Annotated in this window: 17 protein-coding genes; 9 read left to right on the top strand and 8 right to left on the bottom strand. The window is 45.0% G+C overall.

The genetic code is table 11. The features are described from left to right. Positions 1 to 273: 273 nt before the first annotated feature. Positions 274 to 486: a hypothetical protein gene (locus tag EXN75_RS13800; RefSeq protein ID WP_134844243.1), complete on the bottom strand. Its 213-nt coding sequence runs from the start codon at positions 484 to 486 to the stop codon at positions 274 to 276. A gap of 335 nt (positions 487 to 821) precedes the next feature. Between EXN75_RS13800 and EXN75_RS13805 the strand changes: the two genes are divergently transcribed. The 3 genes from EXN75_RS13805 to EXN75_RS13815 all read left to right on the top strand — a co-directional run bounded on the left by EXN75_RS13805 (position 822) and on the right by EXN75_RS13815 (position 4,596). After that, positions 822 to 1,691: an electron transfer flavoprotein subunit beta/FixA family protein gene (locus EXN75_RS13805; RefSeq protein ID WP_118117360.1), complete on the top strand. Its 870-nt coding sequence runs from the start codon at positions 822 to 824 to the stop codon at positions 1,689 to 1,691. Positions 1,692 to 1,748: 57 nt separating this feature from the next. Then, the gene (locus tag EXN75_RS13810) at positions 1,749 to 2,771 is read left to right on the top strand and encodes an electron transfer flavoprotein subunit alpha/FixB family protein (protein WP_006847062.1); all 1,023 of its coding nucleotides are present in this window, start codon (positions 1,749 to 1,751) and stop codon (positions 2,769 to 2,771) included. A 121-nt stretch (positions 2,772 to 2,892) separates the two neighbouring features. Beyond that, positions 2,893 to 4,596 carry an acyl-CoA dehydrogenase family protein gene (locus EXN75_RS13815; protein WP_134844244.1) on the top strand — a complete coding sequence of 568 codons (1,704 nt, stop codon included), beginning with the start codon at positions 2,893 to 2,895 and terminating at the stop codon, positions 4,594 to 4,596. 62 nt (positions 4,597 to 4,658) lie between these two features. Here the strand turns inward: EXN75_RS13815 and EXN75_RS13820 are convergent, their stop codons facing one another. Next, complete coding sequence (locus EXN75_RS13820; protein WP_134844245.1) at positions 4,659 to 5,648, bottom strand: ATP-binding protein; 990 nt, start codon at positions 5,646 to 5,648, stop codon at positions 4,659 to 4,661. 215 nt (positions 5,649 to 5,863) lie between these two features. Here EXN75_RS13820 and EXN75_RS13825 point away from each other — a divergent pair, with 215 nt between their 5' ends. The 3 genes from EXN75_RS13825 to EXN75_RS13835 all read left to right on the top strand — a co-directional run bounded on the left by EXN75_RS13825 (position 5,864) and on the right by EXN75_RS13835 (position 8,142). After that, positions 5,864 to 6,061 (top strand): hypothetical protein, encoded by a 198-nt coding sequence (locus tag EXN75_RS13825; RefSeq protein ID WP_118117354.1) that lies wholly within the window; start codon positions 5,864 to 5,866, stop codon positions 6,059 to 6,061. A 625-nt stretch (positions 6,062 to 6,686) separates the two neighbouring features. Then, positions 6,687 to 7,352, top strand: a complete 666-nt coding sequence (locus EXN75_RS13830) for a DUF4476 domain-containing protein (protein WP_134844246.1) — start codon at positions 6,687 to 6,689, stop codon at positions 7,350 to 7,352. Between the two features lie 64 nt (positions 7,353 to 7,416). Beyond that, positions 7,417 to 8,142 (top strand): class I SAM-dependent methyltransferase, encoded by a 726-nt coding sequence (locus EXN75_RS13835; RefSeq protein WP_134844247.1) that lies wholly within the window; start codon positions 7,417 to 7,419, stop codon positions 8,140 to 8,142. Between the two features lie 137 nt (positions 8,143 to 8,279). On the opposite strand, the gene EXN75_RS13840 is transcribed toward EXN75_RS13835, so the two are convergent. From EXN75_RS13840 to dnaG, 3 genes are all read right to left on the bottom strand, one after another. Beyond that, positions 8,280 to 8,933 carry an MgtC/SapB family protein gene (locus tag EXN75_RS13840; protein ID WP_134844248.1) on the bottom strand — a complete coding sequence of 218 codons (654 nt, stop codon included), beginning with the start codon at positions 8,931 to 8,933 and terminating at the stop codon, positions 8,280 to 8,282. Positions 8,934 to 9,023: 90 nt separating this feature from the next. Next, a complete protein-coding gene (gene cls / locus EXN75_RS13845) occupies positions 9,024 to 10,448 on the bottom strand; it encodes a cardiolipin synthase (protein ID WP_134844249.1) in 1,425 nt (474 codons plus the stop codon). Positions 10,449 to 10,472: 24 nt separating this feature from the next. Next, the gene (gene dnaG / locus EXN75_RS13850; RefSeq protein ID WP_134844250.1) at positions 10,473 to 12,407 is read right to left on the bottom strand and encodes a DNA primase; all 1,935 of its coding nucleotides are present in this window, start codon (positions 12,405 to 12,407) and stop codon (positions 10,473 to 10,475) included. 220 nt (positions 12,408 to 12,627) lie between these two features. On the opposite strand from dnaG, the gene EXN75_RS13855 reads away from it, so the two are divergent. The 3 genes from EXN75_RS13855 (at position 12,628) to ettA (ending at position 16,031) form a co-directional block, all read left to right on the top strand. Then, positions 12,628 to 13,389 (top strand): ABC transporter ATP-binding protein, encoded by a 762-nt coding sequence (locus EXN75_RS13855; RefSeq protein ID WP_134844251.1) that lies wholly within the window; start codon positions 12,628 to 12,630, stop codon positions 13,387 to 13,389. An 84-nt stretch (positions 13,390 to 13,473) separates the two neighbouring features. Beyond that, a complete protein-coding gene (locus EXN75_RS13860) occupies positions 13,474 to 14,313 on the top strand; it encodes a CvfB family protein (protein WP_022109750.1) in 840 nt (279 codons plus the stop codon). 20 nt (positions 14,314 to 14,333) lie between these two features. Beyond that, positions 14,334 to 16,031 (top strand): energy-dependent translational throttle protein EttA, encoded by a 1,698-nt coding sequence (gene ettA, locus EXN75_RS13865; RefSeq protein ID WP_134844252.1) that lies wholly within the window; start codon positions 14,334 to 14,336, stop codon positions 16,029 to 16,031. Between the two features lie 93 nt (positions 16,032 to 16,124). On the opposite strand, the gene EXN75_RS13870 is transcribed toward ettA, so the two are convergent. The 3 genes from EXN75_RS13870 to EXN75_RS13880 all read right to left on the bottom strand — a co-directional run bounded on the left by EXN75_RS13870 (position 16,125) and on the right by EXN75_RS13880 (position 21,798). Beyond that, on the bottom strand, positions 16,125 to 19,340 hold the full coding sequence (locus tag EXN75_RS13870) for a DUF5074 domain-containing protein (protein ID WP_134844253.1): 3,216 nt from the start codon (positions 19,338 to 19,340) through the stop codon (positions 16,125 to 16,127). Positions 19,341 to 19,410: 70 nt separating this feature from the next. Next, positions 19,411 to 20,640 carry a cell surface protein gene (locus tag EXN75_RS13875; protein ID WP_134844254.1) on the bottom strand — a complete coding sequence of 410 codons (1,230 nt, stop codon included), beginning with the start codon at positions 20,638 to 20,640 and terminating at the stop codon, positions 19,411 to 19,413. 9 nt (positions 20,641 to 20,649) lie between these two features. Next, complete coding sequence (locus tag EXN75_RS13880) at positions 20,650 to 21,798, bottom strand: YncE family protein (protein ID WP_134844259.1); 1,149 nt, start codon at positions 21,796 to 21,798, stop codon at positions 20,650 to 20,652. Positions 21,799 to 21,809: the final 11 nt, after the last annotated feature.

The following is a 21,809-nucleotide window of genomic DNA, read 5'->3' on the forward strand; positions in this document are numbered from 1 at the left end:
TGACTGATAATAGTCGCAAAGTAAAGACAATTTGTCTTCCTTACTGTAACTTTTGTACTTTTTACTCATTACTAAACACATTTTATTAATTAACCATAAATGTGTCTATCTATATCAGTATAAGTCAGAGCATAGCAGGAACTTGTGGATGGGTGAGAATAAACAAAGAAAAAGACAGGAAAGTCTATCCGTTCCGGTTAAACTTTTCTGTCTTTTCTTTTATTTACAGAGCCACTCTGATTTGAGAAGCTATCTTTTCTTGCTAAAGCCCCTTTATTTTCGGATAACGTTTGCAGCAAAAGCAGCCACTACGATAAAACAGACAAGCGGTACAAAGAAGCCTATTGCCATATTATTCTCCCCCATCAGACCATTTTCCACCTTATTATATATAGGGCTCTCAGAAAACAGTGAAGCCTGGCGGAAGAACTCAACATGACTACTGTGCAACAGATCATAGCAACCACTTACAAAAACCTTTTTCATATATTGTTGATTCCTTTTATTGTTTTGCTGTAGTTTCTTATATATGAGACGTATAAGAGGAAAAACACACCTTCTCATTCGCCTACAAAACTATAACATTTCTTCCATAACTCCAAGAAAAACATGCACAAATATTCTATTTTGCGCACAAAGAAAACAAAATTGTGCATTTTTATAACGAAATATTTTGGTAAAAGATAAAAAAATGGTACTTTTGCGGCTGTGTTTTGTCCCAAATTGACATTGGACAGTCCGAAAAGCGAACTCGAAAACGGACAACTTGAGTACCGAGCACTAACAAACTTAGAATATTATAACAATAACCATTTATTAATATGAGTTTAAAAATCGTAGTACTTGCCAAGCAAGTACCTGACACAAGAAATGTGGGTAAGGACGCGATGACTGCCGAAGGCACCGTAAATCGTGCAGCCCTTCCTGCAATCTTCAATCCTGAGGATTTGAACGCATTGGAGCAGGCTCTTCGTTTGAAGGAGCAGAATCCTGGTTCTACAGTTGGTATTTTGACAATGGGTCCTCCACGTGCTGGCGAAATCATACGTCAGGGTCTTTATCGTGGTGCAGATACGGGTTGGTTGCTTACCGACCGTCTCTTTGCCGGTGCTGATACATTGGCTACATCCTATGCCCTTGCTACTGGTATCCAGAAGATTGGTGACGTTGACATCGTGATTGGTGGTCGTCAGGCTATCGATGGTGATACAGCTCAGGTAGGTCCACAGGTGGCTCAGAAGTTGGGATTGAACCAGGTTACCTATGCAGAGGAGATTCTGAAGGTAGAAGATGGCAAGGCTACTATCCGCCGCCTCATTGATGGTGGTGTAGAGACAGTAGAAGCTCCATTGCCATTGGTTATTACCGTGAATGGTAGTGCAGCTCCATGTCGCCCATGCAATGTGAAGCTCGTAATGAAATATAAATACGCTACTTGCCCTATGGAGCGCAAGGGTGATGAGCCTTGGGCTAATCTCTATGAGGAGCGCCCTTACCTGACTCTGAACCAGTGGAGCGTGGCCGATGTTGACGGCGACCCTGCACAGTGCGGTTTGAGCGGTTCCCCTACCAAGGTGAAGGCTGTAAAGAACATCGTGTTCCAGGCTAAGGAAAGCAAGACCTTGACCAGCAGCGATGAGGACATCGACAGCTTGATGAAGGAATTGTTGAACGAAAGTATTATCGGTTAATCATCCGTGATGATTCAGCAAACCGATTCATTTTAAAATGCTTTATTAAAAAAGACAATGAACAACGTATTTGTATATTGCGAGGTAGAAGGCACAACCGTTGCCGAAGTATCTCAGGAATTGCTCACCAAGGGTCGTAAGCTCGCTAACCAACAGGGTGTGGAGCTCCATGCCATCGTGGCTGGTACCGGCATCAAGGGTCAGGTAGAGGATCAGATTCTCCCTTATGGTGTAGATAAATTATTTGTTTTCGATGCTGAGGGTTTATTCCCATACACTTCAGCTCCTCATACAGACATTCTCGTCAACCTCTTCAAGGAGGAGAAACCTCAGATTGCACTGATGGGTGCTACCGTTATCGGTCGTGACCTCGGTCCTCGTGTTTCTTCTTCCCTCACCAGTGGTCTGACTGCCGACTGTACAGAACTTGAGATTGGTGATTACGATGACAAGAAGAGCGGCAAGCACTATGAAGGTCTGCTCTATCAGATCCGTCCTGCTTTCGGTGGAAACATCGTGGCTACTATCGTCAATCCTGATCATCGTCCACAGATGGCTACAGTCCGCTCTGGCGTGATGCAGAAGAGCATCTACGAGGGTGAGTGCAAGAAGGAAGTGGTTTACCCAGAGGTAAGCAAGTATGTTCCTGCTGAGGACTTCGTAGTTAAGGTACTCGACCACCACGTAGAGGCTGCTAAGCACAACCTGAAGGGTTCTGCCATCGTTGTAGCTGGTGGTTATGGCGTAGGAAGTAAGGAAGGTTTCGACCAGCTCTTCGAGTTGGCTCATCTCTTGCATGGTGAGGTTGGTGCTTCCCGTGCTGCCGTAGATGCAGGTTGGGTAGATCACGACCGTCAGATTGGTCAGACAGGTGTTACTGTTCATCCAAAGGTTTATATTGCTTGCGGAATCTCTGGTCAGATCCAGCACATCGCCGGTATGCAGGATTCAGGCATCATCATCTCTGTGAACAACGACCCAGATGCTCCAATCAACAAGATTGCCGACTACGTTATCAATGGTAATGTTGAGGATGTAGTTCCTAAGCTCATCAAGTACTACAAGCAGAATTCTAAGTAAGCTTCACAGGCAAATGAAACAGGCTTCGATAGCATTTGAAACAGGCTTCAGTTGCCTTTGAAGCCTATTTCATAAAACTTCGTAGCGCATTACATATTTTATTTAAATAAGAAAAGTAAAAATGGCTAATTATTATACAGACCATCCTGAAATAGAGTTCCACTTGAATCATCCGCTCATGAAGCGTGTTGTGGACTTGAAGGAAAGAAATTATGTAGAAAAAGACCAGTTTGAAGATGCTCCAGTAAACTACGAGGATGCCATCGAGAACTACAAGCGATTGCTGGATATTACTGGCGATGTAGCTGCTAACATCATCGAACCAAACTCTGAGGATGTTGACCTCGAAGGTCCACACTTGGAAAACGGTCGCATGATTTATGCCAGCAAGACATTCGAGAACCTCGATGCTACCCGCAAGGCTGGCCTCTGGGGCTTGTCAATGCCTCGTCGTTATGGCGGCTTGAACTTGCCTAACGCCATCTTCTCTATGGCTTCTGAGATTATCGCAGCTGCTGATGCCGGTTTCCAGAACATCTGGTCTCTCCAGAGTTGTATCGATACACTCTATGAGTTCGGTTCTGAGGAGCAACGCCAAAAGTACATTCCTCGCATCTGCGCTGGCGAGACCATGAGTATGGACTTGACAGAGCCTGATGCAGGTTCTGACTTGCAGCGCGTGATGTTGAAGGCTACACAGGATGAGGACGGCACATGGCGTCTGAATGGTGTGAAGCGTTTCATCACCAATGGTGACTCAGACATCCACTTGGTTCTGGCTCGTTCTGAGGAAGGAACCAAGGATGGTCGTGGCCTTTCTATGTTCATCTACGACAAGCGTGATGGTGGCGTTACTGTTCGTCACATCGAGCACAAGTTGGGTATTCATGGTTCTCCAACCTGCGAGTTGGTTTACAAGAATGCCAAGGCAGAACTTTGCGGTAACACCCGTCTCGGATTGATTAAGTACGTGATGGCTTTGATGAACGGTGCCCGTCTGGGTATTGCAGCTCAGAGTGTAGGTGTTGAGCAGGAGGCTTACAACGAGGGCTTGGCTTATGCCAAGGAGCGTGCTCAGTTTGGAGAGAAGATCATCAACTTCCCTGCTGTATATGACATGCTTTCAAGAATGAAGGCTAAGTTGGATGCAGGCCGTTCACTCCTCTACTGCTGCGCTCGCTACGTAGATATCTACAAGGCTTTGGAAGACATCGCCCGCGACACTAAGCTCACTCCAGAGGAGCGTCAGGAGATGAAGAAATACACCCGCTTGGCTGATGCGTTCACTCCATTGGCTAAGGGTATGAACTCAGAGTATGCCAACCAGAATGCATACGATGCCATCAGCATTCATGGTGGTTCTGGTTTCATCATGGAGTACAAGTGCCAGCGCCTGTTCCGTGATGCCCGCATCTTCTCTATCTATGAGGGAACTACTCAGCTTCAGGTAGTTGCAGCCATCCGCTACATCACCAACGGCACTTATCTCAGCATCATCAAGGAGATGTTGGAGAGCGAGGTTTCTGATGATTTGAAGGCATTGAAGGAGCGTGTAGCCAAGCTTGTAGAACTTTACGAGGCTGCCATCAACAAGGTGAAGGAAGCTAACGATCAGGCAGTTCACGACTTCCTGGCTCGCCGTCTCTACAACATGACTGGCGACATCGTAATGTCTCTCCTCATCCTCGATGATGCAACTAAGGCACCAGAGCTGTTTGCCAAGAGTGCAAATGTATATGTTCGCATGGCAGAGGAGGAAGTTCTCGGCCATTCAGCATACATCCAGAACTTCAAGGCAGAAGACTTGGAGAGTTTCAAGGCATAAGCTTCAATAACAATATAATAAGAAAGTCCGTGGGAAAACAAATTACCACGGACTTTTTTATTTTATTTTTTCTTCTTTGTTTTACTTCGAGTCATTGAAGGATCTGCTATATACTTTTGTTGTGGATGATTAATCATCTCCGGAATCCAATAAAAGAGCTGATTGTTTTCCAACAGAACCTTAATATTCTTATTTTTGAATGACTTTGAATTTCTATGTAGCAATACAGAAAGATCATCCATACTTAAAGGAATAATAGAACACATATCAACCACCAACTTGTTCAGAACATCTTTAGGAACCCTTTTCCCGACCTCATCAATTCTCTTTTTTATATCATCAGGCAACAGAAGCAACAATTCTTCCCGATTTACACCTTGGTACCTTTCTCCAAAGGTACCAACCTCACCTTGGTACCTTTCTTCAAAAGCTTGGTACCTTTCGTTCTCACCTTGGTACCTTTCGCCCAATATACCATGCTGAGGTAGTAACCTTTCGCCCTGAGGTGGTATCTTTTCTCCCAATGTACCATGCTGAGGTGGTATCTTTTCATCTTGAGGTAGTAACCTTTCGCCTTGAGGTCGTAACCTTTCTTCTAAGGATACCACCTTGGAGGTTCTTATATAGTAAGTGTTACGACCCTGCCCTTTCTTCTCTAGGAATCCAAGATCGCAGAGCTTATGAATCTCCAGACGTGCACGGGCATGAGTAATCGAAGAATCCAGCTGGTGATACGTAGCATTATCAATCGCCCCTACCTCTCTAACAAAGACAAGAGCCAATTTCTGCTCATTCACCAAACCAAACTCGGCATATTGAGCCAACCACTCCATATTCTCCTTGCTGAGGAAATGATGGAGCAGAAGTCTTGCCGTAAACTTATTCGCTTCATGGTTCGACTCAAAAGTTGGCGGCATCAAGCCTGCCTCCTTCATCAATCTGCGCATCGCACCAATACCAGTACCCTTAGTCTCAGCAAGATTCGTATCATGGAAAATCTCACTGATTCTTGGATTGCGAAGCATAGAGCCTGGCTCTCCCCAATCATCCATGCATCGAAATGAACATAAGCTATCCGGTATCTTAAAACGACATCAACTAGGATATATAGATACTTTTTATGTTAAATTATGCATATTGTTTAGTCGATTTAACAAAATAGTCGTATTTTTGCAAAATCAATTAAACAATAAGAGATTATGATACAAAAAGAAGTTATCAGAGAAATACTAATATAGAAGTAGATTTTTATATACCTGATGCAGCAATGGCTATACAAGTAAGCTACAATCCCAAAAAATCTACAGAAACTTGGGAAAGAGAATCTACATCTCTTATCAAACTTTCCAAGGTATTGGATTGCAAGCGTCTCATAATCCTAACTTACGAGTTGGAAGAAGAGATTGTTGTAAAAGACAAGAAAATAGAAGTGATACCTGTATGGAAATGGTTACTTGATTTATAGCTATTATCCAGAACGTTAAGGCAGAAGCTTCAATAACAATATAATAAGAAAGTCCGTGGGGAAACAAATTTCCACGGACTTTTCTTATTTATTATTTTTGTTGAAACCCGCAAATTCTGAAGGAACATGGCATCCCCCGAAGGATTTTGACCGAAAATTACCATGACCGCTATGACCGGATATTATCCCAAAATGTAGTATCTTTGCATCCAGCAATTGCGAAACAGCCTTTGTGCCTTGAGAAAGGCATCTATTAAGACTGAGTTTGGTCTTAATAGACAACAAACGCCGGTCGTCTATTAAGACTAAAAAAAGGCAAGAAAGGGAAGGCTGCAAAAAACACGAATCAAGAAGAAAGACAGGAGTAAATGGAAAGTCAGGAGTCAAAGAGGGAACCGAGGAAAATGAAGAGAATTCAATATCTGGTCAAAGTGGTCACAGTCATTTCCGGTCAAAATCATTTAGCAACTCCCAAGTGTATGAATCCCACACGATAGGGATTTTCCTTTCAAGTTTAGGGATTTATTCCATACCATCTCATGAGAAAAGCATACTTTTGCAAGCGAAACAAAACAACAAGAATGTTTCAGTAAATGATTTGGAACCCTCAAAAACAGTAACGATTATGAAAAGAAATGAACTGATGGCACTGATTGCCACAACAATATTGATGTTTGCCGTATGTATGTCAGCATCGGCTAAAGGAAAGAGAAACGTAGAGCGCGGAATGACCAAACAAGAAGTGATTGCCATCTTGGGAGAGCCGAAACTCACCAGTTTCAATATCTATGGAGACAAATGGGAATACGCCAAAAACACCAATCTGTTTGGAGATTCCAAGTACATCACGGTCTTCTTCGACAGAAACGGAAAGGTTGTGCAGTACGATACAAGAATCATAGAACCAAACAGCCAAACATCGAATGTACAGCAGTCACAACACCCTACCCCACCCATCTACGATGGAAGATGTGATCCAGATGGCAGAATGGATTACGGTTATTGTCTCGATGATGCTTCCTTCTCCAAACTATATAATAAGGTGAAGAAGGCAAGCTTTGATGACAACAAGTTCGATTTGATAGAAGTAGCAAGTCTCGGATGCTATTATTCCTGTGCCCAGGTCGTTCGCATCATGAAAATTTTCTCTTTTGACGATAGCAAGATGAAAGTCCTCAGCATGATGGCTCCCCGCATAGTAGATTTGCAGAATGCAACAGATATCTATCAGCAATTCAATTTTGAAAGCGAAAAGCAAAAGGTAAGAGAAATATTAAGAAGCAGCAGATAATCTCCCTAACACTTGCATATTCAATGAAAAAGCATTAATTTTGCACTCAAAAATTGCAAAATAAATGAATATAAAGATACTATCAAAAGACAAAGACCCGATGGGTGCCGCTATCCTTGATTATCAGAAATCGGAAAGAGTAGGAAGATTACGTGTGCTCTCTTCTATGTTCGAAGAGGACGAAATGCCGGTGAAACATCTCTTCAGAAAAGTTGAAGAGATGCCGATGCTGGAGCAGAAGGCCTTGCAACTCACAAAAGGGCGTGTACTGGATATCGGAGCCGGCAGCGGCTGCCATACGCTCGCCTTGCAGGAGAAGGGCTTGGAGGTAAAAGCCATTGATATTTCTCCTCTGAGCTGCGAAGCGATGGAACTGAGAGGAGTGAAGGATGTAGAATGCATCAACCTTTTCGATGAACATCTGGAGAGTGGCTTCGATACCATTCTTCCCCTGATGAACGGTACTGGAATTGCCGGAAAAATAGAAAACCTTCCCGCCCTTTTCAACCGTCTCAAGGCTTTGCTCAATAAAGACGGACAGATTCTCATCGATTCTTCTGACATCAAATACATCTACGAGAACGAGGACGGAAGTTTCGACATCAATCTCAATGCAGCCTACTATGGCGAAGTGGATTATCAGATGGTTTACAAAGACGTAAAGGGAGACTCTTTCGACTGGCTCTATGTTGATTTCCCGCTGCTCAAATCCATCGCAGAGAGTTGTGGATTACATGGCGAACTGATTGCTGAAGGCGAGCACTACGATTATCTGGCAAGATTTTTCTAATAAAACGGAACGTCTAAAACACATACTCCCACAGATATCACAGATTTACACAGATCTTTTTGAGACCTCAAGCCAAATCAGTGATATCTGTGGGACCTTTTCGAGCATACTGAGTGGACTTATTGACACACCATGTTCTACTTAATCGTAGAAATCGTGACATCCGAAAAATCATTCATATAATCCAGTATCTCCAATGTATGAAAGTCGCGTTTCGCTCTGATTTCTATGCTTGCTTCCAGAAATTCTTCCTTTGACAAGCGACGTTCCTTCAACTCATAAGAATGTACTTCCATCCCATCCTGCTTGATGCGCGTGATAAATTCCTTCACACTCTCACGGGATGGAGCTGAAAAGGACAACTCAATGGTGGATAATCCCAACTGAGGAATCCAATAGTTCAGCACCTCCAGTCCTAACAACACCATAGCCGTGGTAAGCACCGCTGCCAAATACATGCCCGTACCGCAAGCTAAGCCGATGGCTGCCGTGACCCAAAGACCTGCTGCCGTAGTCAAGCCGCGCACCACATTCTTCTGAAAGATAATCGTACCGGCACCTAAAAATCCAATGCCCGAAACTACCTGTGCTGCCACTCGGGAGGAATCCTTCAAATCTACTCCAAAGCCAAACTGAGACACGAGACAGAAAAGAGCACTACCCAAAGCTACAAGGAAATGAGTACGGAAACCAGCTTCCTTGGCACGATATTCACGTTCGATACCTATCGCTCCACCCAACAAGAGTGCCAGCGTAAGACGAATAGTCAATTCCATATAAGTTGCATCCATATTCTATAGTTTTAAGTTTCTAAATCAAAAAATCGTTATACGAAATCTTCAGCAAAAATTACCCAACGACACATCATCAAGAAGATCGCTCTACAACAATGGAGAGAGCAGTCTCACAAGCGATTCAAACAATCGCTGGAAGAACGGGCGCTTGATGAAATAAGCCACATCATCGACCAGCATGGAGCGTTCCTGATCTGCCAGGAATATCCGCTTGATACGCAAAGCCATTCCCTCACCAAAGAAGAAGGCATTAGCCTCGAAATTATTCTCAAAACTGCGGAAATCGATATTGGTACTGCCGCAGGAACTCAGATTATCATCGCTTACCAGAAGTTTGCTATGGTTGAATCCATCCTCATAAAGATAAACTTTCACACCAGCCTCTATCACCTCCATCAGATAAGAACGCGAAGCCCATTCCACCAGTTTGGCATCGCCCCGGCGAGGCACCATGAGTCTGACATCTACTCCCGCCAAAGCTGCGGTTCGCATGGCAAAGAGCACGGGCTCCGTAGGCAAGAAATAAGGACTCTCCATATACACATATCTGTGAGCCTGCAGGATGATGCGTACATAGCCCTGCATGATGTCAGGCCAAGGTGAAACAGGGCTGCTTGTCACGATCTGCGTAAGACAATTATTGGAAATACTCTTATCTACAGACGGATAATAGCGGCGGTCGTTGATGAGTTCCCGGCACACGAAATACCAGTCCACAAGGAATGCTCGCTGGATGGCATAGACAGCACCGCCACGGATACGGAGATGCGTATCTCTCCAAGCCTGCTTTGCCGTTCCCTTCACATATCTCATGGCAATATTCATGCCCCCAATAAATCCCACCTTTCCATCGATGACACAGAGTTTGCGATGGTTGCGATAGTTCACCTTACCCGTAAAGGCAGGAAATTTAACTGGCATGAAAGCCTGTACACGCACTCCTGCCTTAATCATCCTTTCGAAGAAGCGGTTTTTCACCTTCCAGCACCCCACATCGTCGTATATCAGTCGTACCTCCACGCCCTCACGCACCTTGTCTATCAGCGCATCAGCCACCAGATTTCCTAAAGCATCGTCTTCGATGATATAAGTATCCAGATGAATATGGTCCTTCGCCTGTCCGATGGCATTCAGGAGTGAGAATGCAAACTCATAGCCGTCCATGAGAATATCCACCTCATTATCCTTGAAAGGGAGCGCCCAGTTCTGGTTGGTAAACAGTTTCATCAGCGGTCTGTTGCGGCGAGGGATATGCAGGTCTTCCTGCTCGGCAAATTCGAGCATGCTGCGCTTGGTGAGCAAGTCCATACTGCGCTTGCTGATTACCTTTTCCTTACGGGTATTCTTGCCGAAGAAAAGATAGAAGATGATGCCGACTACCGGCATGAAACAGAGCACAAGAATCCATGCCATGGCTTTCTCCGGTTGCTTGTTGTCCATGAGAACAGCCACGATTCCACTTATCGTTATCGCCAGATATACTACCAGCAGAAACCAATGGATATACAGCATTTTCTTACCTCCTTATATTATATTTTAGTTGAAGACATTATTCGACTGTGACGCCACGAGCATGTTCATCTTCTTCAGTTTCACGAATTCCTCCAAAAGTTCCCTGTTGCCAGGATTCTGCTTGAACTCCTGCTGCACCTCGATAATACGCTGCGCAATATAGTGGGTACGGAAGGAAAGCATGTCCTTGAATATCTGCTGGCGCAGTTTCTCCTCGTTCATCTTCATCTGCAGACTTGCCGTCGTTATCTCCTGCTCACCCGTCGGAATACCAGCTATCCTACTGATTTCCGGGTTGGGATGAGCAGCGAAATAGGTTTCACATCTGAATCCTTCCTCCTCAATATGCTCCATAGCCTCAGCCATAATCTGATTGTAGATGGAATGGTGGAACTTGAAGTCATCGCCCTCCATGTCCAGATAGATATACTGGGCGGCTGGCAGTTCCACATCATTGCCATCAGCATCCTGCACCTTGATGATTTCATCGCCATGATGGATTACCAGTTTGATGAGCAGGTCTTCCACCTCCATCAGTTTGTCAAGCGGAGTGACAGCCGCCTGTCGCAATGCCTGCTGCTTCACCGGATAGCCAGCATCTCTGAGTCCTGCAGCCCGGCGTTCCTCCTTCACCTGCTCGCTCATTCCGTTGCGGATGAAGGAATTGAGAGCATTGATGATAACCGCCTCGTTGACTCCCAAACGATGAGAACAGTCGGTGATATAAGCCGCTCGGGTAATCTGATTCTTGATCTTCGAGATGCTCTCCACGATGGAATTGATGGCCTCACTTCGCTTCACGGGGTCGGTAACGCCTTTGAGCATCACGTCGGTCTTAAACTGGATAAAGTCTGTCTGATGGTCTGCAATATATTGTCTGAACTGCTCGGCAGTATGATTGCGTGCAAAACTGTCAGGGTCGTTTCCATCAGGCAGGAAAAGCACCTTGACGTTCATCTCCTCCTCCAGCAGCATGTCGGTTCCTCTCAGGGCAGCATGCACACCCGCCTGATCACCATCATAGAGCAATACGATATTATTGGTAAAGCGATGCAAGAGTCGGATCTGATAGATGCTGAGTGCCGTACCCGAATTGGCCACCACGTTTTCAATGCCACACTGCTGCATGGAAATCACGTCAGTATAGCCCTCCACCATAAACACGCAATCTTCCTTGGCTATCGCCTTCTTCGCCTGGAAAAGTCCGTAGAGTTCACGTTCCTTGTGATAAATTTCACTGTCGGGCGAGTTGACATATTTCTGGCTCACACCCTTGGTACGGCTATCGAGCACACGTCCGCCGAAAGCCACCACCTTGCCACTCACACTGAACCATGGGAAGATGGCACGGCCTGAGAATCGGTCGAAATACTTTCCCGGTTCATTATCAGAGGCGATGAGCACACCCGTCTTGACCAGATACTTCGGATTATAACCCTGTTTCACTGCCGCCTCACCAAGAGCAGTACGACTGTTGAGCGAAAAGCCGAGCTGAAATTTTCGGATGATGTCATCTCTGAAACCGCGGCTTCTGAAATACTGCATACCGATGGCACGACCGTCCACATCATTCTGAAGGATATCCTGGAAATACTTGGCAGCCCACTCGTTGACGATGAACATAGATTCCCTTTCGCTCTCCCGCTGTTTTTCCTCGTTGGTCAGTTCTCGTTCCTTGATTTCGATATGATATTTCTTGGCAAGCCATCGCAAGGCATCGGGATAGGTCATCTGTTCCAGTTCCATGAGGAAGTTGATGGCATTACCACCCTTGCCACAGGTGAAACAATGACAGATGCCACGGGTCGGCGATACAGAGAAAGACGGATGGGAGTCGTTGTGGAAAGGGCACAAGCCGATGTAGTTGACCCCTCGTTTCTTAAGGGTCACGAATTCTCCTACCACCTCTTCTATCTTGGTGGAATCCATAATTCTTTCTATCGTCGGTCTATCTATCATATCTGGTAAAATATCAAAATCAGAAACTATTTAAATGCAAAGTTACTACTTTTATTCGAAATGAGCACATTTTCCGCACTAAATAATGTAAACATTTCTCCCGAAACCCTACATTCCAAACATTTTTAAGAAAAACTTAGTTATTTTGTCTTCAACAATTAGGCATTTCCAATTATTTTGCTTAACTTTGCCTACTGATACAAACGAAAAGAAAAGAAAAATGATAGATATCAAAGGCATAACCAAAAGCTTCGGCTCGCTGCAGGTACTTAAGGGCATCGACCTGCACATCGACAAGGGCGAGGTGGTAAGCATTGTCGGTCCCAGCGGAGCCGGCAAAACCACGCTGCTCCAGATCATCGGAACCCTCGATAAGCCTGACGCAGGAAATATCATCATCGACGGCATTGATGTGAGCATGCTCTCCACCAAGAAACTGAGCGATTTCCGCAACCAGCATCTGGGCTTCGTGTTCCAGTTTCACCAACTCCTGCCTGAGTTCACCGCATTGGAGAACATCATGATTCCTGCCTTCATTGCAGGCAAGAGTCGCAAACAGGCGAAGGAACGCGCTGAGGAACTGCTGGCGTTCATGGGTCTGAGCGATAGAGCCAACCACAAGCCTGCCGAACTCTCCGGTGGCGAGAAACAGCGTGTGGCTGTGGCCCGAGCATTGGTCAACAATCCTGCCGTCATCCTGGCCGATGAACCATCAGGAAGCCTCGATACCAAAAACAAGGCAGAACTGCACCAACTGTTCTTCGATCTGCGTGACAAGTTCGGACAGACCTTCGTTATCGTAACCCACGATGAGGGGCTTGCTGCCATCACCGACCGCACCATTCACCTGAAAGACGGAATGATCGAGAAAACCGTAGAGGCTAATTCTGCTGAAGGCGAGACTCCTGCAAAGGACATTCAGGAAGAAAAAGTCCAGGAAAATATTGTTCAGGAAAAGAGTGAACAGGAGGATGTAATCTAAGATCATAGAATTCGCATTCGCAGAAAGAAGATCAGAATTCACAAGAAGGAATAAGAATCCAAGAAAAGAAGTAAACAAGAAAACATGGCAAACAAGATAAAGCTCGGCGATTACAACCGCCTCAGAGTTGTAAAGAAAGTAGATTTCGGCATGTACCTCGACGGAGGCGATGAAGGAGAAATCCTCCTTCCTACTCGCTACGTACCGGAGGGACTTTCCATTGGCGACGAGATTGACGTTTTCATCTATCTCGACCAGGAAGAGCGTATCATCGCCACCACCGAAACCCCTCTTGCCAAAGTGGGCGACTTCGCCTATCTCGAAGTGAAATGGGTCAACGAATATGGTGCTTTCCTCGGTTGGGGACTGATGAAGGACATCTTCTGCCCATTCCGCGAACAGAAGAAGCGCATGGTATTGGGCAATTCCTACATCGTTCATATCCATATCGATGAGGAGAGTTACCGCATCGTAGCCTCAGCCAAGGTGGAAAGATACCTGAAGGAAGACCATCCTCACTACAAGCATGGAGAGGAAGTGGATCTGCTCATCTGGCAGAAAACCGACCTCGGATTCAAGGTCATCATCGATAACCAGTACTCCGGTCTGCTCTACAAGAGCCAGATATTCCAGTATATCCATACAGGCGACAAACTAAAGGGCTACATCGGACGAGTACGCCCAGACGGAAAGATAGACGTTACCCTGCAGAAGACCGGCATGGAACAGACTGCCGATTTCGCAGAAACCCTCTACCAGTACCTGCTCGACAATGACGGGGAATGCAATCTGGGCGACAAGAGCGAGGCAGACGATATCTACGAGCGATTCCACGTAAGCAAGAAAGTATTTAAGCGTGCCATCGGAGATCTCTACAAGAAGCGACTCATCACCGTGAGCCCGATGAGCATCCGATTGGCATAACACATTTTTTTAATTATTATATGGCAACAGTTGACGACAAGAAGATCATCTTCTCAATGGTGGGCGTATCTAAGATTATCCCACAAAACCAGAAACAGATTCTGAAGAACATCTACCTATCGTTCTTCTACGGAGCAAAAATAGGCATCATCGGTCTGAACGGTGCAGGTAAATCTACCTTGATGAAAATCATCGCTGGATTGGAACAGCCTACACAAGGCGAGGTGGTATGGAGCCCAGGTTACTCTGTGGGCTACTTGCCACAGGACCCTCCGCTCGACGAAAACAAGACCGTGAAGGAGAACGTGATGGAGGGTGTGCAGAAGATTTATGATGCACTCGCTGAGTACGAGGACATCAACAATAAGTTCGGTCTCGAAGAATATTACGGAGACCCAGATAAAATGGACAAGCTGATGCAGCGACAGGCTGAGGTGCAGGACATCATTGATGCTACCGATGCCTGGAACATCGACTCCAAACTGGAGCGTGCGATGGATGCTCTCCACTGTCCTCCTGGCGATTGGCCGGTAACCAACCTCTCTGGTGGTGAGCGCCGCCGTGTGGCTCTCTGCCGCTTGCTCTTGCAGAAACCGGATGTGCTCCTACTCGATGAGCCTACCAACCACCTGGATGCTGAGAGCATCGACTGGTTGGAGCAGCACCTACAGCAGTATGAGGGAACCGTCATCGCCGTAACCCACGACCGCTATTTCCTTGATGACGTGAGCGAGTGGATTCTGGAGTTGGACCGTGGCGAGGGTATTCCATGGAAGGGCAACTACTCTTCATGGCTCGACCAGAAGACCAAGCGAATGATTCAGGAGGAGAAGACTGCATCTAAGCGCCGCAAGACCTTGGAGCGTGAGTTGGAATGGGTTCGCATGGCACCTAAGGCCCGTCAGGCTAAGGGTAAGGCTCGTCTGAACTCTTACGAGCAGATGCTCAACCAGGAGCAGAAGGAGCGCGAGGAGAAGCTGGAAATCTTCATCCCTAATGGTCCTCGCTTAGGTAACAAGGTTATCGAGGCTCAGCATGTAAAGAAGGCATTCGGCGAGAAAGTTCTCTTCAACGACCTCAACTTCATGCTTCCTCCTAACGGCATCGTGGGTGTCATCGGTCCTAACGGAGCCGGTAAGACTACCCTCTTCCGCCTCATCATGGGATTGGAGCAGGCTGACGACGGTACATTCGAGGTGGGTGAGACCGTGAAGTTAGCTTATGTTGACCAGCAGCACAAGGACATCGACCCTCAGAAGACCGTTTACGAGGTGATTTCTCAGGGCAATGAGACCTTGCGTCTAGGTGGCAGAGATGTGAATGCACGTGCTTACATCAGCCGTTTCAACTTCTCGGGCACCGACCAGAGCAAGCTCTGCAGTGTTCTCTCGGGTGGTGAGCGCAACCGCCTGCAGTTGGCTTTGGCATTGAAGCAGGAAGGTAACGTTTTGCTTCTCGATGAGCCTACCAACGATATCGACGTGAACACGCTGCGTGCTTTGGAGGAAGGTTTGGAGGCATTTGCCGGTTGTGCTGTGGTTATCAGCCACGACCGCTGGTTCCTTGATCGTATCTGTACCCACCTCCTTGCCTTCGAGGGCAACGGTGAGGTATTCTTCTTCGAGGGCAGCTATTCTGAGTATGAAATCAACAAGGCACACCGCCTTGGAGATACAGAGATCAAGAAGGGTCGCTATCGCAAGTTGATGGAGGAATAAAGATTCGGAAACGATAAGAACTTAAAAAGCCCAGGGCAATTTGCTCTGGGCTTATTATTTTTCAGATATTTCACTGATTGCTAAAAAGCAGAATTACTTTACTACCACCTTGCGGGTAGAACCATCACTCATGCGGATGATGTTGAGACCCTTCTGAGGAGCAGAGATGCGCTTGCCATCAGCAGAGAATCGAGCCACCTCGACTGCACCATTAGTGGTAATATTCTTGATACCAGTAGCAGGAGTTACAGTAACAGCAAATGTAGACTCAGCCAACTTACCATTGGAATTAACCTTAATAGTAACAGTAGTCTTACCCTCCTTCTTTGGAGTGATGACAAGTGAACCATATTGCATCTTGGCATCCAACACAGATGCATCACTGACAGTTTTCACACTCTTAACGATAGCAGCATCAAAGTTGTCTGCATCAGTGGCAAGATCTTTCAGATCAATAGTAGCAGTCTTATCAGCTGCCAAAGTCAAATCTCCTACAGGATTAGCAATCACAGGAGCCACATTATCAGGGAATACAGGTAATGATGGGAACCAATAGTTAGAAATCATTGGATATTCTGCAAGTTGTTTACCCTCTGCATCATACTTGCGAACCACATAAGTAGCATCACCAAAGCCCTTGTACAAACTAACGTATGCATCATCACTTACAGGATCTACGCGGAATGAGCAACCGTAGATATAGAAGCCATCAGCCGCATCTGTATAGTCAAGATACTTAGAGAACTTATTAGAGTCTATGTCATACTTATAGATAGTATAGTTACTAAACCAAGAATTGCTTCCACCATTCCAGTAGAGTACGTTCTGCTGATTGCTTGCACAGAAGCAATCGGGAGTCCAAGCATACCAAGAATTAGCAGGTCCATAAATATCTTCTGGCAAATCAATGATGTTCTGCTCCAAAGTATTAGGATTGATCTTGACGATTCTGTTGTCAGCCTTTCCTGTACCCGATGTGGCAGCTAAACTCAACCAGAGGTTTCCGTCTTTAGAAAGAACTACAGAACCAAAGCCCCATCCTTCAGGTGCAGCAATAGCCTGTTCAACCTTATCTGTATTGGCATCAATAACAAGAAGACCACTCTTCTGGTGTACAGCGAATACACGATCGTTAACACGAATCATACTACCAATCTGTCCGCTATAAAGCTGATCGTAAGCACTACCTCCACCATTTGTGGTTCCCTCCACACTACCAGCAATTTCCTGCTTATCGAGGTCGAGGATAAAGATACCATTGCTTGTACCAACATAGCCTTTATGCTCATCTACGCCAAGGAATGCACGGCCATCAGCATTGCTTGTGCCATTATCACCTGTAGATATAGTCTGAATCTGCTTCTCCATCTTCATGGTCTTGGCGTCAAGAATATTGACACGACCACCGACAACAGAAGCTCCAGGGTCTTTCTCCTGCTTTGACGTCACATAGAACTTATCGCCATAAATCTGGCCATATTGAGCAGTACATCCCAACTCTATACCAGGATTCTCCTTCTGGACAACACGATAAACCCACTCGCCGTCATTAGTCAAAAAATTGACAGTAGAGTTCTGATGACCATACCAGTCTTCATTAACAATAAATGTTCCCTTGGTATAGTCTGTATTAGCATTCTCATCATATACCAACTGGCAAGCACCAGTCTGAGTTGGCTGAGAGTAATCTATAATTGTACCAAGTACATCACGTTCTGGCAATGTAATGCCTTCAATCTTCGTATTGGCAGGAAGATGATTATAAGCAGCACCATTCTTTACTACCTGGTACTCTCCATCAACGAACTTGACTACAGGAGAAAGGTCTGTACTACAAATATCACTGTTCAGCAGACGAGATTTTGCAGACTCAGTAATCGTACCATTTATTACATTATATCCATAAGAAACAACGTCTTTTGCCGCATCATCACTTTTAATATTAAGAGTAATACCATCTCCATTATTATAGAACACATTGTTAGCAAAATGTACATGTGGAGCATTCACTACACAAATAAGACCATCTGAAGCCTTATCATTATCAGCAAAGGTACAAGATACAAGATTAAGATGTACCAAATCCTTATTAGGCAACTCCCAAATATTTAAGACACTACCCTTTCCTGTCATTTTAATGTTAGAAAAACGACAGTTGCTGATAGTAACATTTATATCCTTACTAGCTGATGTACCACTGATAGCACAACCAACGCCGTCACCATTTCCAGAGATACCATCAAAAATACACCTGTCAATAGTCAAACTTCCTCCTTTATAAGGAGCATAATAGAAAGCACTTTCTTGCAAATTCTTAAAGACGAAATCAGTTATGCGGATTGTCTTATAATCACTCGGATAAGCATTCAAAGGAAGAGGACCATTTGTCAAGACAACACCATTGCCATTAATAGTAACACTGTTGTTAATCTCTGCATAATCTAATATGCCCGATGTATCAAACTCAGTACCACGCAATCCCTCACGGAACTTAATAGTCTCGCCATCTGTTGCATTTTTCAGTGCCTCAGCAAATTCCTTTAAATTGTTTACTGTTGTGACCTTGCCTGTCTCTGCTGTTGCTGACTTTATTTTAGCTTTAGCAGTAGGAACAGTAAGAGTTGAAACATATTCGAGTTTTCCACTCATGTCATTGCTATACCAGTTTGACATATCAGAGATATAAGACCATCCATCAACACAACCACTGGTCAGTTCTCGTGAAGTTGCTCCTACTGAAGAATAGCCATACGCTTGATCTAAAGAGTTAGTTGTCCAATAACTCCAATAGCCATTATACCAACCAGCACACCAGTGATCTGACGCATCATTAGAAGTAAACTTATCAAATGTATAATCTGCACAATTATAGGTACCAGCAGTAAGACTAAAGGAACTACTACCATTCAATAGTTTGATGTTTCCATTCCCATTGATGTCATAGCCAAGTCCTCCAACAGCAGTACCATATTGAGTACCCTCATTCACTAACATATAAAAGCGTGGGTCGGCAGCAGCAACAGCTTTCAGCATATCCACACCAGTGGCTTTACCACTCCATCTATACCCCCACACTAAATTCGTGTTGTTACCTTTACTATCATCCCATTTTACAACGAGAGCAGCATGATTTCTACCATTTCCTACCCAATACTGGATATTATCAAAATCAATATTAGGCATGACTGAGGCTATCTCAGCCTTGGCACTTCTCGCTAATTTGCGAGGTACCCCCTGAACGCAGACTTGTGCAAATGCAAACGTTGTGCACAAGAGCATCAATAAAAGAAAGTAAAGTTTCTTCTTCATACTTATTACCTTAAAATTAAACTTATAATAATTAACTATTTATTCTCTTATCACCAATCATCTATTCACCTTATGGATTATCAGGTAAAGACGATTTAACTTCCACATGCAAGTCTTGTGCTCTCGCCACTTCCGTGGAAGTTTCTCCAACCCATCCGCAATACTGTCTCACTCCAGTATAGACTCTAATGAAATCAACCCCTGGCAGATGCACAGGATTTCCCTGCTTATCTACAGCCCAGGAAATATCAAAGGAACAGAGGTCTTGTTCCGCATTGGGATGATTATCAACATATCCCCACGGATAGGAATAAAGTACATAGTAGGTTCCTATATGACTTTCGTCCACTCCGTTTTGAGGCAACAAAGTTCCCTCAAACTTCATCTCATCTGCCTTGATCCACTCAGGATAATAATTCTGCGCATGGAATGAGTTCTTGGCCACATAGCCACTTTCACCACGATTATCCGTCCAAGGGATATACAAGGTATCGGCCAGCATCCCCGTTACATCAGGGACCGGTTTATGGAAATCATCCGGACGGCGATACGTTATCTCATAGTTTTTGAGCGTTGCCGGCTTGTAATATTCACTGCCAGCCAACTCATACCACTCATCATCATCCGCCTTACCATTACAGTTGCGGTCGAACGCCACCATTACAATGCCCGGTTCTGCCGAACCTCCTTTCATGTCCTTATAGGCGGGAATATCGCTATAGAAAGCATTTCCTTTAATAAAGAAGTCTTTCTGCCCCGGCACATTGATGACGGTATGATCAAAACCGAAAGTAACATAACCTCCGTAGGAACCTAACGAAATCATCACATCGTTGGTCAGATCATCTTCTGCTTTCTGGCGCATTGTCTCTTCATTATCGCCCTTTTCATAAATAGGCATGGTATTGACAAACTGCCCTGGTGCTGGTCGATACTCATATACTTTAGCTGTATAGGGACTATACTCAGTATCCTCATGTACCACCTGTACGGGAAAAGTATGCTTATAGCCACGCTCCCCATCATCGAGGGAGAAAGTAAGCGTGTAAGTGCCTTCTTTTTCGGCAAGAAACACATAATCCCGATCCGTACTAAGCAGGGAATCCCGCCCATCTGAAGTCTGCACCGTCCATCGATAGCTCTTGCCCTCATAGGCTGGCGAAAGTCGGAGTTTACGCATGCGCTCAATATAATAGTAGTCATTGAGCCCCGATGAGACGTTTTCCAAGTCCTGATGGCAACTCGACAATCCCATCCCCAGCAACAAACTGATCAATATATCACATAATCTTATCTTCATCGTCTTCCATTATTTTGTAAGAAAACACATGTGGGCAGGAATATCCCCTGTCCTCACACTCCACTTTTTCACTCCATACCGATTATAGCAGTGCAACACCCCACTCGAAACATAGTTTTTGGCATCTGTTACGTAGATGTCATGTGTTTCCGGATGGATATTGATACCATAGGGGATGGTGATGTCTTTTTCCGACCCATCGGTAATAAACGAGTCGCTCACTTTCTTCAGGGTCTTTACATTGACGATACCATACGTGATGGTATTCTTCTGTGTATAGTTGTTCCACTCCGTGGCATAATAATAGAGCGAATCGCCACTGATGCAGAAGTTGCTGCAAGGTATGTTGAGCGTATCAGTTACCTCCATCTCGTTGCGTCCTTTCTTTCTAACTAACACATAGAGATTGGAGTGGATGTTCTGGTAATCTCCCCGGGAAGTTACCCAAAGTTTGCCGTACTTATCAGCTTTAATATGATGGAGATTGATACCCACAGGAATTTTCTCTACTTGCTTGAATCCCTCTATTTCTATCACCGACACGGTCTTGTCATAATTGGGAGCCATATATCCTCCTGAATTTGCCACATAGATATACTGTCCCAACACACAAAGTTCATCGGGCTGGAATCCCACCGTACATTTAGCCACGGGCTTCAGCGAAAGCGTATCTATCTTATAGACTGCTCCTTGAACCGCATCAGGGTTATTGAGCTGCACCGGTCCTACATAAGAAGTGGCATAGGCATACCCCTTGTGAAAACGCACATAGCGCACATTTGGGATATTAACCTGCCCGATGCGATGAGCTGTGCGAGCATCCAGCACCTCTATTTTATTAGAGCAATTGATGACGGCATAAATTCGGGAACCATATATCTGAATGTCATTGCCCACATCACCCAATTCCTTGATAACATGAGGATTGCGCTCAGCATAGAGATTACGTACATAATACCCCTGTGAGAAATCAACATAATCGAGCGTACTCTTGTTGCTACCCATGTTGCCCTCGTTGAGCAGGTACATGCCGATAATTTTCTGTCCCGGCTTCACCTCCTCGGGGATAATTTCGTACTCAGTAGGAACCACCACTTCATCTTCGCGGCAGCTTACCAAACATGTACCTATTAGTAAATATAGCAATAGCTTTTTCATCATGTTTTTAT

The organism is Segatella hominis, assembly GCF_004535825.1.
GTDB lineage: Bacteria > Bacteroidota > Bacteroidia > Bacteroidales > Bacteroidaceae > Prevotella > Prevotella hominis.